We start from the raw sequence: 16125 nt of genomic DNA on the forward strand, positions 1-16125 counted from the left end.
ACTTGGCGTCTCCTGAAATACGTCACATGACGGAATCCGTGACCTCCCGCTCGCTCCTAGCGTCGTTCACAACCTCATCGGTCCGATGAACCCAGGAGAAGTGATGAGCGAGAACGCACAGATCAGGAACGTCGTGCTTGTCCACGGCGGCTTCGTGGACGGATCGGGCTGGCAGGGCGTCTACGAGCAGCTGACCGCGGACGGCTACCGGGTGGCCGTCGTGCAGAACCCGACCCTGTCGCTGGCCGGCGACGTCGCCGCCACGCACCAGGTCCTGGACGGCCTCGACGGTGGCGCGGTCCTGGTCGGCCACTCCTACGGCGGCGTGGTGATCTCCGAAGCCGGCAACCACCCGAACGTCGCCGCCCTCGCCTACATCGCCGCGTTCGCCCCCGACAAGGGCGAGTCGGTCAGCACGCTGATCGCCGACCCGCCGCCCGGCGCACCGGTCCCGCCGATCCTGCCGCCCAACGACGGGTTCCTGTTCCTCGACCGGACCAAGTTCGCCGCCTCCTTCGCCGCCGACCTCTCCGAGGCGCAGGCCACCTTCATGGCCGACTCCCAGGTCCCCTGGGGCGTCGACGCGCTCGGCGGAGCCGTCTCGGAGCCGGCCTGGCGCACGAAGCCCTCCTGGTACCTGGTCGCCACCGACGACCGCATGATCCCGCCGCCCGCCCAGCGAGCCATGGCCGAGCGGGCCGGAGCGAGCGTCACCGAGACCCCGGGCAGCCATGCCGTCCACGTCTCACGCCCGGACACAGTGGCCGCGCTCATCACCCAGGCCGCAGAGGGGCGGAGCGGGCAGTCCTGAGACATCGGGCATACGCGCCACGATGCCGTAACCCCGCAGCGCCGCCTGTACCCGATCCCACGCCGGAGACTCCGGCTGCGACACCTATAGAGCCGCCATAGAGCCGCGGCCGCCGACGCGCCCGCACAGCGCCCCGCCCAGGGCGAGATCCCGCCCTGGGCGGGGCGGATCCAACTCACGGCCACCCTAGAGGAGTTCAGTCATGGCTACCCGCCGTACGTTCACCTGATTTCTCCCAGGAGGCCCCGGCCTTCAGGACTCCGTTGGGAAAGGGACGAACCGCTGGCCATGGGGGTCGCTATGACTCACGGACCCGCAGGTCAAGTGATCCACTCACAGCCAGAGTGAGAGCCAGGATGTCCGCCCTGTCCATTTACCAACGGAGTCCTTCAGGCCGGGGAGGAATGGGTGCTCGGCGCGGAGCCGCGAAGCGGCGGAGGTCTCTGCGCATTGGTCGTGGCCTGTGCTTTCGGCTGTTGTCAGTGGTGGCGGTTAGGTTGATGGGGTGAAGGTCGTGGTGCAGGTGAAGCTGTTGCCGTCGCCGGAGGTGGCGGCGGCTTTGGCGGCGACCCCGACCGCCTCGCCGGACTGCACGTGACCGTGGCATGCGGGGCGGTGACCGATGAACGCCGCACTGGGCCTGCTGGCCGTCCTCGTCCTGACCGCCGGGACCGGCTACTTCGTCGCCCAGGAGTTCGCCTACGTCGCCGCCGACCGTCTCGCCCTCGCTCGTGAGGCCGGCGCGGGCGACAAGCGTGCCGCCCGCGCCGTGCAGGTCCTCGGACGGCTCTCCTTCATGCTGTCCGGCGCCCAGCTGGGCATCACGGTCACCGGTCTGGTCGTCGGTTTCCTCGCCGAGCCGTCCGTCTCCGCACTGCTCAAGCCCGCGCTGGACGGCCTCGGCCTGTCCGACGGCACCGTCTCGGCCATCTCCGTCGTCCTCGCCTTCGTGCTGGCCACGGTGCTGCAGATGGTGCTGGGCGAGCTGGCGCCCAAGAATCTGGCGCTGGCCGTCCCCGAACGCCTCGCCAAGTCCCTCGCGTCCTCCACCCTCATCTACCTAAAAATCGTCGGCCCGGTCGTGCACATCTTCGACGGCGCCGCGAACAAGCTGCTCCGCAAGGTCGGCATCGAGCCGGTCGAGGAACTCCACCACGGCGCCACCCTCGAAGAGCTCAGCCACTTGATCGGCGAATCCCACGAGCAGGGCCAGCTGCCCGCCGACACCGCCGAGCTCCTCGACCACGCCCTGGAGTTTTCCGAGCGCACCCTGGACGAAGTGATGGTGCCGCGCGCTGACGCCATGTTCGTACGCAAGGACGCCACCCTCGCCGAGGCCGTCGAGCTGATCGCCAAGCACGGTCACTCCAACTACCCCGTCTTCGGCGACCACCCGGACGACATCACCGGTGTCCTCGGCGTACGGGAACTCATGCGGCTGCCCGCCGACCGCTTCGAGCGCACCACCGCGAGCGAGGCGGCCCGCCGCCCCCTGCTGCTGCCCGACACCCTCCCACTGCCCCAGGCCGTGGCGCAGATGCGTGAGCGGGACGACGAGTTCGCGGTCGTCCTGGACGAGCACGGCGGCGTCGCCGGCATCGTCACCTACGAGGACATCGCCGAGGAGCTGGTCGGTGACATCGCGGATGAGACCGACACCGTCGTCAAACTCGCGGTCGCCGACAGGGGCGGCTGGCTGGTGGACGCCGGCCGTCGCCTCGACGAGGTCGAGGACGCCACCGGTATCGGCCTCCCCGAGGAGGACGACTACGACACCGTGGCCGGCCTGATCATCGACCGCCTCGGACGGTTCCCGGCGATCGGTGACCGCCTCACCGTGGACCTGCCCGACAAGGGCTGGGCGGACATCGAGGTCCTGAGCCTCGACCGCCATGTCCCCGAGCGGGTACGCATCGAGCGCCTCATCATCGATCAGGATCAGGCCCAGGAGCAGGAGCCGAAGGCATGAGTTTCCCGATGGCAGTCTTCGTCACCGTCCTGCTGCTGATCGGCAGCGGCTTCTTCGTCGCCGCCGAGTTCGCCCTGGTCGCCGCCAAACGGCACCGCATGGAGAAGGCCGCTGCCGAGGGGCAGCGCGGCGCCAAGGCCGCACTCGCCGGAATGCGTGAGCTGTCCCTGATGCTCGCCGGCGCCCAGCTCGGCATCACCATCTGCACCCTGGGCCTGGGTTCGATTTCCAAGCCCGCCATCTCCCACCAGGTCGACCCGCTCCTGGAGAAGCTCGCTCTGCCCGCCGGACTGAGCTACGGCATCGCTTTCGCCCTCGCCATGATCATCGTCGTCTTTCTCCACATGGTCGTCGGTGAAATGGCGCCCAAGTCCTGGGCCATCGCCCACCCGGAACGCTCGGCGATGCTCCTCACCCCGCCCTTCCGCGCCCTCGTCAAGGCCGTACGACCGCTGATCTGGCTCCTCAACAAGGTCAGCAACGCGCTGGTTCGTCTCTGCCGCGTGCAGCCGCGCGACGAGCTGACCGCCGTACACAACCGCGAGCAGCTCACCCACCTGGTGGAGGAATCCGAGCGCCTCGGCCTGATCAACACCACCGACTCCGACCTGATCACCCGCTCCCTCACCGAACCGCAGACCCCGGTCGCCGACCTCCAGGTCCCGGCACAGGACATCGTGACAGTCCCCGCCGACGCGGACCCCGACACGATCCTCGCCCAAGCCGCCGCGGCCGACCGCACCCGCCTCCTCGTCCGTGACGGCGAGCAGGTCCTCGGCTCCGTCCACGCCCGCGACGCGCTCGTCGCCCGCACCCACGGCCGCGTCCTGACCGCCCGCGACCTCGCCCGCCCCGTCCCGGAGCTGACATCCGACAACACCGTCTCCCACGCGGTCGAACAGCTCCGCCAGCGCCGCGCCTCACTCGCCGTCGTACGCGACCACAGCGGCAGGCTCACCGGACTGGTCAGCCTCGACGACCTCATCGTCCGGCTCATGGGGCCGCAGACGGTGTGACCCCGGTAGAGCACCCTGACCACCAGGGGTCCGCATTCAGGGTGGACGGCCGCGCTGGCAGGAGAAGAAAGCCGTCCGCTCCGGCTCTTCTCCTCGTCGCGGGCACGGGGCTCACCGTCCAGCAACCAGTTGGCAAGGACACAGCCACAGCCTGGGACGGTGCTGACGTGGACGAGGCCGCCGTGCGCGTACGATCGCCGGTGCGTGGATATGAGCCCTCGATGCGCTGCTACAGGTCATGCCTGCGGGCTCAAAGAGGGCTGTCGGCCTTATCTCCGCGCGGCACCGCTGGCAACGCTCCCGCATGGCCGGCCTTTCACGTCGTGGCCGGTACGCTGGGGTCGCTGCCCCCACCACCATCACCCGTGACCACGCGATGAGTTACGGGCTGCGGCGATCGAGACGTCTCACGGCATGAGGATGAACCACAGGTGCTGATAGCGGGCCGTTACCGGCTGCACACCCCGATCGGGCGAGGCGCAATGGGGGAGGTCTGGCGGGCCTTCGACGAGACCCTCGGCAGACCGGTGGCCGTCAAACTCCTCCTCCCCCAGGACTCCGACCCCACCGCCGCCGCACGCTTCCGGCTGGAGGCCCAGACCGCAGGCATGCTCAACCACCCCCACGTGGTCAGCATCTTCGACTTCGGCGAACACGACAACCGTCTCTTCCTGGTGATGGAACTGGTCGAGGGCGACAGCCTCGCCCGCCGCCTCACCTGCACCGGCCCACTGCCCGCCGCACAGGTGGCGCGGATCGCCGCCCAGGCTGCAGCCGGGCTCGCCGCAGCACACCAGCAGGGCATCGTCCACCGCGACATCAAGCCCGCCAACCTCCTTCTGGACACCGACGGCACTCTCAAGATCGGTGACTTCGGCATCGCCCGCTTCGTCGACGACCCAGCCGCCGCGCTCACCACGACCGGACACATCGTCGGCACGAGCCTCTACCTCGCCCCAGAACGCGCCCTGGGACATCCCGCCAGTCCGGCGTGCGATGTGTACGCGCTCGGCTGCGTGCTCTACCAACTCCTCACCGGCCACCCGCCGTTCCAGGCCGACACCGCCGTCGCGATCCTCCACCAGCACCTCGACTCCTTCCCCGTTCCGCCCCGCCAACTCGGCGCCGAACTTCCGCCCGCCTTCGAGAACTACCTCCTCGGCCTACTGGTCAAGCAGCCCGAATACCGGCCCTCCACACAGGAGGTCGCCGACTGGTTCGCCACTGGTTCCTGGCAAGGGCGGCCCGAGCCACTTCCCACCGCCGTACCAGAGTCGGCGCCAGCAGCAGCTCAGCCCTCCGGACCGATCCGCCACGTTCCGGAAGCCAGCCCCGCGACCACGTACCTGCTGCCGTCCGCCGCCGGACACACAGCCCGGTCATCCAGGCCACGGCGCCAGGCCAGAACGGGGATCCGCGACCTCGTCACGCACCGGTCGAGGATGGTGACCACAGCCGCCGGAGCGGTGATCTTCCTGGCCGCGATGCTCGTCGGCATGCTGTGGTTCTCGCCTGAGCACAGTTCGGCGGAGAGCCCCCGAAATGACGCGCCCGGAACCACGAGCCCCGCCACGGCCCCGGCGCCGGGCGCCTCCCCGACCGATTCCCCCTCCACCGGGCTCCTCCCAACCAGCGCCGCGGACCGGTCGGAGGAGGACAGCGGCGGCAACGAGCGGCAGGACAGCGAGAGGGGGGAGAAGGAGCGGAAGCGAGCAGACGAGCGTCAAGAGGAAGAGGACGACTGAACAGGCAGGCAGTCGGGACAGCCGCGCCCTGCCCGCTCGCCCCACACGCGCCCTGGGGAGCGGGGGACGAGACCGCCGTCTCCGGGGCAGCCTCGCATCAGCCGGTCTTGCGACCCCACCGGATGTCGATGCGCTGCCACTCCTCCTCCCCCACTACGTCATACGCCGCCGCTCCAGGCATCCGCATACGGCATGAGCGCACGCCCCTACCGCGCCGCTCGTGACAGCCGTGGGCATCGCGCCCAAGAGAGCCGCCTCCAAGATCGCGTCCGCGGGGCTCGTGGCCGCACCTTCGTGGCTCATTTCTGCGCAAGGCAGGACCCCGACGGCTGATCAGCCTCATGCGTCCCAAGGCCCCGCGCATGGCCGAACGCCTGGTCAGCGACATCTTCGATGCCCTGGACGCGCAGACCGTCGTCGTCCCCGGCACCGGAACGCGGAACCTTCTACGAGTCACGCACCCCCGAGCCGGCCACCGGATGAGCCCTCGCAACCTTGACGAAGGACGTGGAGGCACCCCCGAGCCCTGAGCAGGAGAGCCCTTCGGGCTGCACGCAACGACCGAGTCCGGGTCGCGCAGATGTGGAGTCGCGCCGGGGCGCCTAGGCTCGGCGATGTGCTGCGCGAGGTTGACGAACTGGCTGGCCGTGGGCCGCTGCGGATCTGTGCCCATGTGCCGCCGCCCGGTGAGCCGGGTGGTCTGACCGGCCTGCGCGTGCTGTTGGTCGCGGATGTGCTGGCGCGCGTCCTCGAACTCCGTGGCATGCCCGTCTTTGTCAGGTGGATCGGTCCGAAAGTGGCATCGGCTGATGCCATGGGTATCCGCCCGGCCGACGTACACGGGCCCCCGGACCAGATCGTTGACGTGCACAGCGAGCCACTTGGCGTACATGTCACTGCCCGCGCGTACGAGGGCGGGAGCGGGGCCTCTGTCCAGGTCGCGGAGGCACGCACAACCGTGTCCCTGGTGGGACTTGAGGGGCAGGATCCGCTCGCCGTACGCCTGCTCCTGCTCTCTTACGCCCACTACGAACCGGTCGTGCTCCGTGCCGATGCCCTCGATGTGGCCCGCCGCAGGCTGGCGCGATGGCGGCGTGCCGTAGCCGACTGGTCAGAGCTGCCGTCGAAGCCAATGCCCGCCGACCGCCTGCGGCCGGTCCGTTGCGAGCTGGAGAACAGACTCGGCACCCCCGCCGTACTCGGCCTACTGCGGGATCTGGAGACGGCTAGTGACGTGCCAGCCGGGGCGAAGTTCGAGACCTTCGTCCACCTGGACCGTGTCCTCGGCCTGGACCTGGCCCGCGAGATCGGCCGTCCGCACTACCGGGAAGCGTCAGGATGATCCCGCCACGGCGGCGCGTCGTCCTGCGGCACGCCAGTCCGTCTGACCCGAGGAAGTTTCCGATCCTTCGATCCTGAGGTCCACCGGCGCCGCGCGGCTTGGCCGCATCCCGCCAGAGGGCGCAGGTACTCGGGCTGGCATTCCGGGTGGTCACTTCGGACCGTGCCTGTGACTCGCCACACAGCCCTCCCTGCATCGGCTCCTGGCCGCGGTCAGATCTGCGTGCCCCACGGCCGCGATCATCGTGCCGCTCCTGCCCGCCGCTTCCTGGTCATTGCAATAGGGCCGAACGGCCCCATCGGAACCGCAGCCAGGTCCCGTCACCCGCGGAGCCGCAATTTTCAATCGCAGCTGATCGGACTGCCCTCGCGCATGCGGTCCAGGACCGGGTCAGGCGGGTGTGACGTTTTCGGCCTGCGGACCCTTGGGGCCCTGAACCACGTCGAACTGGACTTTCTGGCCCTCGTTGAGTTCGCGGTATCCAGTGCTGGCGATGGCCGAGTAGTGGACGAACACGTCCGGGCCACCGCCATCCTGTTCGATGAAGCCGAAGCCCTTCTCCGCGTTGAACCACTTCACAGTGCCGGTAGCCATTTCGATCTCCTCCATGGGGCGAAGCGAACGACGGTTGCGGTGCGATCGTCACTGCTGCCCGTGACCATGGTAAGCGGCCACGCCCATGCCCTGCCCACGGTGGGGCAATCACCGTGAACCAGATGCCTGCGGCGAGTTCACGCCGTGCTGGTCCTGGCCCCATCGGGCCTCCTGATCGGAGCACCCTGATTACGGGAGGGAGGGGCCGTGGGACACAACGTCGCGCTGAAACTCATCGCCTCGCACCTGGTCTCCAGGGACATGCGCCCCGGCCGGGAGATCGGACTTGCGATCGACCAGACGCTGACCCAGGACGCGACCGGCACGCTGGTCATCCTGGAACTGGAGGCGATGGGGCTGGACCGGGTGAAGACCGAGGTCAGCGTCCAGTACGTCGACCACAATCTGCTGCAGGCGGATGAGAAGAACGCCGAGGACCATCTGTTCCCGCATTCTGCCTGCCGCCGGATCGGACTCTGGTACTCCAAGCCCGGCAACGGGGTCTCCCACGCACATGCAGCGGTTCGGCGTCCCCGGGAAGACCCTGGCCGGGTCTGACTCCCCCACCTGCGCCGCCGGGGCGCTGGACATGCTCGCCATCGGCGTAGGCGGGATCGACGTCGCGATGGCGATGGCCCGCCGCCCCCTTGCACATCCGTATGCCGCAGATCTGGAGCGTACGGCTGTCTGGCGAGCTGCCCGCGGGGGTGTCGGCCAAGGGCGTGATCCTGGAGATGCTGCGGCGGCACGGCGTGTGCGGCGGCGTGCACCGGATCATCGAATACCACGGTCCGGGGCTTGCCAGCTTGTCGGCCATGGACCGCCATGTCATCGCCGACATGGGCGCCGAACTGGGCGCCACCGCCACCGTGTTCCCCGCGGACGGCGCGGCGCGGGCGTTCCTGGCCGCTGAGGGCAGGGAGAAGGACTTCACCGAGATCCTGCCCGACCCGGACGCCACGTATGACATAGAGGAGGAGATCGACTTGTCGGCGCTGGAGCCGCTGATCGCCAAGCCGTCCTCGCCGGGCAACGCCTGTGGTCAGGGGCCGTCAGACGAGTGCGGAGGTCAGCTTCGACATCAACCCGACCTCGCGGGAGATCCTGGCAGACCTCACAACAATGGGGGCGACTCTGGACCTGGTCACCGCCGGCGTGCGTATCCACCAGGCTGACCACACGGCGAACAGCACCGTCGCGGCCATGAAGAGCGGCGTGACCTTACACCGACCGCGGTCCACTCAGCTCTCGACGAGGCGCCGTCAGTCGCCGACCACCGGTAGGCATCGACGGCGAACGGAGTCATGTCGTCCAGGGTGACGAAGCGGCCCACCGCGCCGGCCCACACCTGTATGCCGGGATCAAACCGGCAGATCAGGGCCGATGCCGGGCCTGGTTCATGGCGCTGCGGATCATTGACGCCATCCGCTCGGGGTGCGGCGAGCTGACAGCAATACGCACGAAGTGCGACGGCGCGCGCAGGTCGACGCAGACGACCGCCGGGTGCCGCGGGCGGATCGCGAGGAACTCCTGGCCGCGATGCCGCCATGTCCCCAGACAGACCGCGCCGGGCACCACCAGGCGTCGGCCCGGTATCCCCCGCAGGAGCCTCCACCACTCCGGCCGTACGGTGACGCTCTCGACCGCGGCCAGCGGGGCACTCACTTTCCAGCGTCGGACGACAGCCTTCTCCCAGCACGCCAGGCGGACCACCAGTTCCTCACCGACCACTCCGAAGCGCGCCATGGCTCACTCCCTCCGGGCGCCATCGGGCCGGCGCCATGCGGTGCCGGCCCGACCGGGTCGTCGTCGGGTGTCCGGCGTTGCCGGCCGGATGTGAGCGGTGGCGCCGAGCACATGCCCATCATGCCGCTCGGACCGGCACCTCGCAGCGTTGGTGATCTTCTTGCCGCAGAACGGCACTCGCTCAGCTCGTCGGGGCGCGGCCGGTCACCGATTCCAGCGTCGACGACGCCCAGCCGCAGCTGGTGGTGCGCTGCCAGGGGTACATGTACCCGTCCGAGGAGCAGCCGAAGATCGTGCAGCAGTGCCGGGCGCGGCGACTGGGACCAGCTCCTGGACCACGCCGCCTACCGCGCCCTCGTCGAGCGCGAGCAGCAGCGCGGGGAACGGGTCGCGGCTGGCCGCTGCTCCGCGGCGCTGCGGTCGACGTCGTGCGCCCGCCGGTCGGCCGATCAGGGGCCGATCCCGCGCTGCTGCGTAATCTCGTCGGGCAATGGGTTACCCATATTCCGAGCAGGGGATCGACGGGAGAGTGATGCATGCCCCCTCGGAAGCGCAGGGCGGAGCTCAGGGCCCGGGCCGGGCAGGCGGCGAAAGGCGGGTACACGGCGGTGGACGGGCGACTGCCCGTCAGTGAGCTCGCCACGCAGTTGTTGCGCAAGGCCTTTCCCGATCACTGGTCGTTTCTCCTTGGTGAGATCGCGCTCTACTCCTTTGTGGTGCTGCTGCTCACGGGCGTGTATCTCACCTTGTTCTTCGACCCGAGCATGATGGAGAGCGTCTATACCGGTGCGTATGCGCCCCTTCAGGGTGAGAGAATGACCCAGGCCTACACCACGACCCTCAACATCAGCTTTGAGGTGCGGGGAGGTTTGCTGATCCGTCAGATCCATCACTGGGCGGCGCTGGTGTTCGTGGCCGCAATCGCGGTCCATATGCTGCGGATCTTCTTCACCGGAGCCTTCCGTAAGCCGCGGGAGGCCAACTGGATCGTGGGCGTGACGCTGTTCATGCTCGCGCTTATCGAAGGTTTCGCGGGCTACTCGCTGCCCGACGATCTCCTGTCCGGGACCGGCCTGAGGACGGCGGCCACCATCGTGGGATCGATTCCAATCGTCGGCACATATCTGGAGCTTTTCGTCTTTGGCGGGCAGTTTCCGGGAAATATTGTCATCCCACGCTTGTACGTCCTGCACATCCTGCTCTTGCCCGGCCTGATCCTGGCGCTGATCACCGCTCATCTCATTCTGATCGTCTATCTGAAGCACACTCACTGGGCGGCCCAGGGGAAGACCAACAAGAACGCCGTCGGCTCGCCTGCGTTCCCCCAGTTCTCCGCGAAGACCACCGGCTTCTTCCTCTTGATCTTCGGCGTGCTGGCCTTGATGGGAGGGCTCGCCCAGGTCAACCCCGTATGGAAGTACGGCCCTTACCGCGCTGACCAGGTGTCCGTCGGCGCTCAGCCGGACTGGTACGTCGGATTCCTGGAGGGCGCGCTGCGGCTGATGCCGCCGTGGGAGACCAATGTGGCCGGCCACACCATCATGTGGAATGTGTTCATTCCGGCGGTCGTGCTGCCCGGAGTCGTCTTCATGGTGCTGTTCCTCTATCCCTTCTTCGAGAAGTGGGTGACGGGCGACCGCAAGGAACACCATCTGTGCGACCGGCCGCGCAACCGCCCGACCCGAACGGGGCTGGGCGTGGCGGCCGTCGTCTTCTACGCCGTTCTTCTGGTCGCTGGCGGCAACGACATCGTCGCGTTCGCGTTCCGGATCTCGATCGAGGCCACTACCTGGATCCTCAGGATCGCGTTGATCGTCGCTCCGGTCCTGGCCTTCGCGGTCACCAAGCGGCTCTGCCTCGCCCTTCAGATGCGGGACGGCCAACGGCTGACCGAGGGCGAGGAGACCGGGCAGGTGACCCAGTCGGCATACGGAAGTCTCTCGGAAGGCCACCGTGCCCTGACTCCGGGCGCCCGCTACCGCATCCTGATGCGCGATGTGCCCGAGCCCCTGGAGCTCCCCGCTGAGGGCCCGGTCTCGCGTCGGCGGCGGTTGCGGACCGTGCTGAGCGGCTGGTACTACGGGGACGTCGTGGAGCTGCCCGCCACGGACGAGCAGAGGTCCGTGATCGCGGAACGGACGGCGCCGCCCGAGCCGGTCGTCGAGCGCCAGGAGTGATACATCCTCGGGGCTTTTGGCGGCTCAGTCGTGCGGGCGGGCGTACTGGAAGACCATTCCGAACATCCCGCCGAGCAGCACGCCCAGCCCGATGAGGAAGAGCCACAGACCGAACACGATCCCCAGGGCGGCCAGGGTCATTCCCGCAGCGGTGAACAGCGGCCAGACGCTGTTGGGAGCGAAGAAGTCCACCGGACCGGACCGCTCATGGACGTCGCCGTCACTGCGGTCCTCGGGGCGGAGCCCCTTTCGCCGGTAGTTGGTGGCGAAGAAGAACGTGATCAGCAACGCCATGAGGTGGGAGACGGTGAGCGCCGCTGTTCCGGCCGGATCCCGGGACCACGCGGCGTAGAGAACGTCGGTCACGAGAAAGAACCCTGCGACCCCGGCGAAGACGATGGCCTCGGTCTTCATTCGCTGATCTCCCCTGAGGCGTCTGGAGTGGATGTGGAGCCTCGGCCCAGGCGCGGCTTCTCGAGCGCCTCCGGGTGGTTGAGGTCGAAGGCCGGCGAGTCGGAACGCACGCGGGGCAGAGCCCGGAAGTTGTGGCGCGGAGGTGGACAGGAGGTCGCCCACTCCAAGGAGCGGCCGTACCCCCAGGGGTCATCCACCTCGACCTTCGGTGCGTAACGGCAGGTGCGCCACACGTTGTACAGGAACGGCAGTGTCGACAGGCCCAGCAGAAAGGAGCCGATGGACGAGATCGTGTTGAGGAGGGTGAAGCCGTCCGCCGCGAGATAGTCGGCGTAGCGCCGGGGCATGCCGGACTCGCCCAGCCAGTGCTGGACCAGGAAGGTCATCTGAAATCCGATGAAAAGAGTCCAGAAGTGGATGCGCCCCAATCCTTCGTCGAGCATGCGTCCCGTCCACTTGGGCCACCAGAAATAGAATCCGCCGAACATCGCGAATACCACAGTGCCGAAGAGCACGTAATGGAGATGGGCGACGATGAAGTACGAGTCGGTGAGGTGGAAGTCCAGCGGGGGCGAGGCGATGAGCACGCCGCTGAGGCCGCCGAGGAGAAATGTGACGAGGAAACCCACCGCCCAGAGCATGGGCGTCTCGAAGGACAGGCTTCCATTGCGCATGGTGCCGATCCAGTTGAAGAACTTGACCCCGGTGGGCACGGCGATGATGAACGACATGGCGGAGAAGAACGGCAGGAGGACGGCTCCCGTGGCGAACATGTGATGGGCCCAGACGACCGCCGAGAGCATGGTGATGGTGATGGTGGCCATGACCATGCCGAAATACCCGAACATCGGCTTTCGGCTGAACGCGGGAATGATCTCACTCACCACTCCGAAAAAGGGCAGCGCGACAATATAGACCTCGGGGTGGCCGAAGAACCAGAACAAGTGCTGCCACAGCAGGGCGCCGCCGTTGGCGGAGTCGTAGATATGTGCCCCGAACTTTCGGTCGGCTTCGAGGGCGAGCAGCGCGGCGGCGAGCACCGGGAACGCGAGCAGCGCGAGGATCGAAGTGAAGAGGATGTTCCAGGTGAAGATCGGCATCCGGAACATCGTCATACCCGGCGCGCGCAGACAGACGATCGTGGTGATGAAGTTGACGGATCCGAGGGTCGTGCTGATCCCCGAGAGCACCAGGCCCATGGTCCAGAGATCTCCCCCGGCGCCGGGCGAGAAGACGGAGCTGTTCAGCGGGGCGTAGGCGAACCAGCCGAAGTGGGCCGCACCGCCCGGGACGACGAACCCGGACACCACGATGATCCCGCCGAAGAGAAAGAGCCAGTACGTGAGCGCGTTGAGGCGGGGAAACGCGACATCGGGCGAGCCGATCTGCAGCGGCATGATGGCGTTCGCGAAGCCGGCAAACATCGGAGTGGCGAACAACAGCATCATGACCGTGCCGTGGATCGTGAAGAGCTGGTTGTACTGCTCGGCACTGACGACCTGCATACCGGGCCGTGCCAGCTCCGCTCGCATGACCATGGCCATCAGCCCGGCCAGCAGGAAGAACCCGAACGCAGTGACCATGTAGAGGTTGCCGATGACCTTGTGATCCGTGGTCGTCAGCCACCCCATGATCCTGACGCCGGCACTGATGCGCCTGTTGGTCACCGGCTCGGCCAGTGCAGGCTCCTGCTGATCCTGCGACATCGTTCCCCTGTCCGCCCTGCACGCGACTTCCCACTGCTGGCATCGATGGTGGGGTCACGCACACGCGCGAGGCATGCGACTGGCTGATGCACTCTCGAATTTCACCAGTTCACCGGCTGATGCATGATGCGCGGGTGATCGTCCCGCTCGCCACGGCAGAACCCTCGTTTCAGGATTGCTGGGAGTAAGGCATGCCGGACATTAGCACTTCGATCCGGACAGGGCCCGGGAGACCGTAGTGCGAAGGACGCGCGGAACTGCCCGTCATCGCCGAATTCTTCGCCGCGCTGATCGCGGCGCGCTGCTCGGGGGCGTTCGCGCGAAAGGGCCTGCATGGTCCCCAACGCGCACACCGGCGGCGAGAACAATGACTCGGAGTTCCGCTCCCTCCTCGACCAGTACCACCGTCAGCTGTGGTAAGTCCTGCACACGGCGGTCGCCACCGCTCAGGCCCCGGGTCAACTCGGTCCGGATGCCGACCTCGACGCCGCGGCGGACCTCCTCGCCCTGCTCGCATACGGCGTCAACCACCAAGACCAACCAGCGGCAGCGGTGGGGGCAGATCTCCCACCTGTTCGAGACCGCAGACACCCAGGCCGGTATCCGGGGCACGCGGTGGCCGGATGCAACGCGCTCACCGAGTACGCGAACCACGTTGCTCCGACCCGGGGCAGGACCGAGGCCGACAAGCTGCGCGCCCGCGCCGAGCGGATCGTCAGCGGCACGGCCGACGCCCTCATGGAGAAGGCGTTTGCCCTGGCAGCACGCGCTGCCGGACCCGCCCGAAAGGCCTATGCGTGAGCACACCGCAGTGGACCGACCGCCGCACCGAGATGGTATCGGCCCATGACGACCCTGCGTTCGTGTGTGGCCTCAGCCTGTTCGAGGGCGGACATGCCGAGGGTGACCAGGCGCCGACCAGTGCGGTACTGGCCCTCGCGCAGGTAGGTGAGGCCACGCAGGTACTGGCACCTTCCGCCGAGAAGAGTGGCGATCTGCGTAGAGCCCGCGCAGACCGCCGAGGGAGGGTTCTCCCCCGTGACCGGACAGACCTTCGACTGAGTCGTTGCGGGTGCTGGGAATGGGCTTATTGTCGCACCGCCGGAAGTGGGCGAGAGGGCTACGGCAGGCAGCATGACCACCGCTTTGTAAGCCTGGCGGTGATCTCTGATGCATCTGCCCACCTCGTCCCGTCAGGACGCCGGGACTGCCGTTGCGAGCGTGCGAGCCTCGTGGTCGCCCTCGATTGACCGCGGCTGACCGCTGGATCTGGCACGAATCTGGCACGCGGGCTCAAAGATTGACACGGTCCGCCGCGACGAGACGGCCACCCCAGTGTCCAGCGGTGCCGGGATCGGTCACCTCACGTGCTTGACGTCGGCGCGCCGACGGGCAATCGATCAGCGGCCGGATGCGTGGGCAAGGTCCGCCTCGGCCCAGACGACCTTGCCGCCCGGCACCGGGCGGGTGCCCCATCGGCGAGACAGCTGGGAGACCAGGAAGAGGCCGCGACCGTTCTCGTCGGAAGCGCCCGCGTTACGCGGACGCAGGGAGCAGGTGCCGGTATCCGACACTTCGACGGTCAGGACCTCGTGCCGGGTCAGACACAGATCGATCGGGCCGGTGCTGTGGCGGACGGCGTTGGTGACCAGTTCGCTGACGATCAGCTTCGTGGAGTCCTCGAGCCCTTCCAGTCCCCATTCGACCAGCTGACCGGCGGCCAGGTCCCGGGCGCGGCGGACAGTGGTGTCGTCGCTCGGCAGTGTCCAGGAGGCGACCTGGGCCGGGCTGAGCGAGCGGGTGCGGGCTTTTGTCTGCCTACCGAGTGTGACTTGATCGGTGCTGAACGTGGTCTTAGTCATCGCGTGACCTCGGATCGCTTGGCAATGGGCGCCTGGGAACATATGGGCGTATTCGTCTCTTACTGGACATGGACCGGATGGCGCTCTGTCCTGTGACACCGGTCACAGCCGTGGCTGATGCCAGTTCGGTCATACAAGCCCGCTGACGGGCTGCGAGGCGGGCGCAGCACGTGGACGGCATGCGTGCGGCGGCCCGGGAATGGAGGGGCGTTGATCTACCAGCACTCGGATATTGAGCGTCAGCAGGAGGTCGCAAGCGGCCTCGACAAGCTCGTGCGGGCCGCTCGTCTGAAGGGCCGTGATCAGCCTTCTGGTGCGGATCCGGTGGGCGACGCCTAGCGCGGTCTAGCCTCGGCCTTTCATCAGAGCTGACCAACGGTTGAGTCGCGGCCACCGGTATGTTCCCCTGACCTGCTGTAATGCTCTGACCGTTGCCACCGACGGCGACTGATGCTCGGCACTTGGTGGGTGACGTGCCGGTCCGCGTCTGGGACGCTGTGCGGCGTGGATGCTTTGCAACTCACCGCCGAGGACTATGCGTCTGCCGATCGTGCTCAACAGCTCCTGTCTGACCGGTTCAACGGTGCTCCGAGCCTCTATCGTCAGATGAAGTCCTGGGAGGACTTCGTGGTGCATGTCGAGAAGGGCTTCGACACCTCGTGGGTCTGCGAATATCACAGCGACCTGGCCTGCCGCGATTGGCTCCAGGACGCCTTGCCGTTCCTCACTCCGGCGATGCGGAT

General features: G+C 67.7%; 15 protein-coding genes and 2 pseudogenes. 12 read left to right on the forward strand and 5 right to left on the reverse strand.

Annotated elements, in window-relative coordinates:
• Positions 1-103: 103 nt before the first annotated feature.
• The 6 genes and pseudogenes from ABT078_RS37225 (at position 104) to ABT078_RS37250 (ending at position 6883) form a co-directional block, all read left to right on the forward strand.
• Complete coding sequence (locus ABT078_RS37225; protein ID WP_351235910.1) at positions 104-811, forward strand: alpha/beta fold hydrolase; 708 nt, start codon at positions 104-106, stop codon at positions 809-811.
• Between the two features lie 622 nt (positions 812-1433).
• The gene (locus tag ABT078_RS37230) at positions 1434-2780 is read left to right on the forward strand and encodes a hemolysin family protein (protein ID WP_351235912.1); all 1347 of its coding nucleotides are present in this window, start codon (positions 1434-1436) and stop codon (positions 2778-2780) included.
• On the forward strand, positions 2777-3796 hold the full coding sequence (locus ABT078_RS37235) for a hemolysin family protein (protein ID WP_351235914.1): 1020 nt from the start codon (positions 2777-2779) through the stop codon (positions 3794-3796). The genes ABT078_RS37230 and ABT078_RS37235 overlap by 4 nt, the downstream gene beginning before the upstream one ends.
• Before the next feature lie 431 nt (positions 3797-4227).
• On the forward strand, positions 4228-5541 hold the full coding sequence (locus tag ABT078_RS37240; protein WP_351235916.1) for a serine/threonine-protein kinase: 1314 nt from the start codon (positions 4228-4230) through the stop codon (positions 5539-5541).
• A gap of 305 nt (positions 5542-5846) precedes the next feature.
• A pseudogene (locus tag ABT078_RS37245) lies at positions 5847-5978 on the forward strand (IS110-like element IS110 family transposase); the annotation flags it as partial.
• Between the two features lie 179 nt (positions 5979-6157).
• Positions 6158-6883, forward strand: a complete 726-nt coding sequence (locus ABT078_RS37250; protein ID WP_351235918.1) for a hypothetical protein — start codon at positions 6158-6160, stop codon at positions 6881-6883.
• A gap of 390 nt (positions 6884-7273) precedes the next feature.
• On the opposite strand, the gene ABT078_RS37255 is transcribed toward ABT078_RS37250, so the two are convergent.
• Positions 7274-7477, reverse strand: a complete 204-nt coding sequence (locus tag ABT078_RS37255) for a cold-shock protein (RefSeq protein WP_351235936.1) — start codon at positions 7475-7477, stop codon at positions 7274-7276.
• Between the two features lie 207 nt (positions 7478-7684).
• Here ABT078_RS37255 and ABT078_RS37260 point away from each other — a divergent pair, with 207 nt between their 5' ends.
• Both ABT078_RS37260 and ABT078_RS37265 read left to right on the forward strand, forming a co-directional pair.
• Positions 7685-8035, forward strand: a complete 351-nt coding sequence (locus ABT078_RS37260) for a hypothetical protein (RefSeq protein WP_351235920.1) — start codon at positions 7685-7687, stop codon at positions 8033-8035.
• A 101-nt stretch (positions 8036-8136) separates the two neighbouring features.
• Positions 8137-8652: an aconitase family protein gene (locus ABT078_RS37265; protein WP_351235922.1), complete on the forward strand. Its 516-nt coding sequence runs from the start codon at positions 8137-8139 to the stop codon at positions 8650-8652.
• Between the two features lie 199 nt (positions 8653-8851).
• Here ABT078_RS37265 and ABT078_RS37270 read toward each other — a convergent pair whose 3' ends face one another.
• Positions 8852-9223, reverse strand: coding sequence for a hypothetical protein (locus ABT078_RS37270; protein WP_351235924.1), 372 nt, complete (start codon positions 9221-9223; stop codon positions 8852-8854).
• 536 nt (positions 9224-9759) lie between these two features.
• Between ABT078_RS37270 and qcrB the strand changes: the two genes are divergently transcribed.
• Positions 9760-11400, forward strand: a complete 1641-nt coding sequence (qcrB, locus tag ABT078_RS37275) for a cytochrome bc1 complex cytochrome b subunit (RefSeq protein WP_351235926.1) — start codon at positions 9760-9762, stop codon at positions 11398-11400.
• A 24-nt stretch (positions 11401-11424) separates the two neighbouring features.
• Here qcrB and ctaF read toward each other — a convergent pair whose 3' ends face one another.
• Positions 11425-11814 (reverse strand): aa3-type cytochrome oxidase subunit IV, encoded by a 390-nt coding sequence (gene ctaF, locus ABT078_RS37280; RefSeq protein ID WP_351235928.1) that lies wholly within the window; start codon positions 11812-11814, stop codon positions 11425-11427.
• Positions 11811-13520 carry an aa3-type cytochrome oxidase subunit I gene (gene ctaD / locus ABT078_RS37285; protein ID WP_502981500.1) on the reverse strand — a complete coding sequence of 570 codons (1710 nt, stop codon included), beginning with the start codon at positions 13518-13520 and terminating at the stop codon, positions 11811-11813. Before ctaD ends, ctaF begins: the two co-directional genes overlap by 4 nt.
• A 615-nt stretch (positions 13521-14135) precedes the next feature.
• On the opposite strand from ctaD, the gene ABT078_RS37290 reads away from it, so the two are divergent.
• Positions 14136-14321: a hypothetical protein gene (locus tag ABT078_RS37290; RefSeq protein ID WP_351235930.1), complete on the forward strand. Its 186-nt coding sequence runs from the start codon at positions 14136-14138 to the stop codon at positions 14319-14321.
• Positions 14322-14920: 599 nt separating this feature from the next.
• On the opposite strand, the gene ABT078_RS37295 is transcribed toward ABT078_RS37290, so the two are convergent.
• Positions 14921-15382 (reverse strand): ATP-binding protein, encoded by a 462-nt coding sequence (locus ABT078_RS37295; RefSeq protein WP_351235932.1) that lies wholly within the window; start codon positions 15380-15382, stop codon positions 14921-14923.
• Between the two features lie 207 nt (positions 15383-15589).
• Here ABT078_RS37295 and ABT078_RS37300 point away from each other — a divergent pair.
• Positions 15590-15721 (forward strand): annotated as a pseudogene (locus tag ABT078_RS37300) (tyrosine-type recombinase/integrase); the annotation flags it as partial.
• Between the two features lie 165 nt (positions 15722-15886).
• Positions 15887-16125 (forward strand): hypothetical protein (locus ABT078_RS37305; RefSeq protein WP_351235934.1); only part of this gene is annotated, 239 nt, incomplete at its 3' end.

This window comes from Streptomyces sp. NPDC002133 (assembly GCF_040296405.1).
Classification (GTDB): Bacteria; Actinomycetota; Actinomycetes; order Streptomycetales; family Streptomycetaceae; genus Streptomyces.

Excerpts from the sequence above, each read along its gene's own strand:
- ABT078_RS37225 (WP_351235910.1), top strand. The coding sequence starts at position 104 with ATGAGCGAGAACGCACAGATCAGGAACGTCGTGCTTGTCCACGGCGGC.
- ABT078_RS37230 (WP_351235912.1), top strand. The coding sequence starts at position 1,434 with ATGAACGCCGCACTGGGCCTGCTGGCCGTCCTCGTCCTGACCGCCGGG.
- ABT078_RS37235 (WP_351235914.1), top strand. The coding sequence starts at position 2,777 with ATGAGTTTCCCGATGGCAGTCTTCGTCACCGTCCTGCTGCTGATCGGC.
- ABT078_RS37255 (WP_351235936.1), bottom strand. The coding sequence starts at position 7,477 with ATGGCTACCGGCACTGTGAAGTGGTTCAACGCGGAGAAGGGCTTCGGC.
- ABT078_RS37265 (WP_351235922.1), top strand. The coding sequence starts at position 8,137 with ATGCCGCAGATCTGGAGCGTACGGCTGTCTGGCGAGCTGCCCGCGGGG.
- ABT078_RS37270 (WP_351235924.1), bottom strand. The coding sequence starts at position 9,223 with ATGGCGCGCTTCGGAGTGGTCGGTGAGGAACTGGTGGTCCGCCTGGCG.
- qcrB (WP_351235926.1), top strand. The coding sequence starts at position 9,760 with ATGCCCCCTCGGAAGCGCAGGGCGGAGCTCAGGGCCCGGGCCGGGCAG.
- ctaF (WP_351235928.1), bottom strand. The coding sequence starts at position 11,814 with ATGAAGACCGAGGCCATCGTCTTCGCCGGGGTCGCAGGGTTCTTTCTC.
- ctaD (WP_502981500.1), bottom strand. The coding sequence starts at position 13,520 with ATGTCGCAGGATCAGCAGGAGCCTGCACTGGCCGAGCCGGTGACCAAC.
- ABT078_RS37295 (WP_351235932.1), bottom strand. The coding sequence starts at position 15,382 with ATGACTAAGACCACGTTCAGCACCGATCAAGTCACACTCGGTAGGCAG.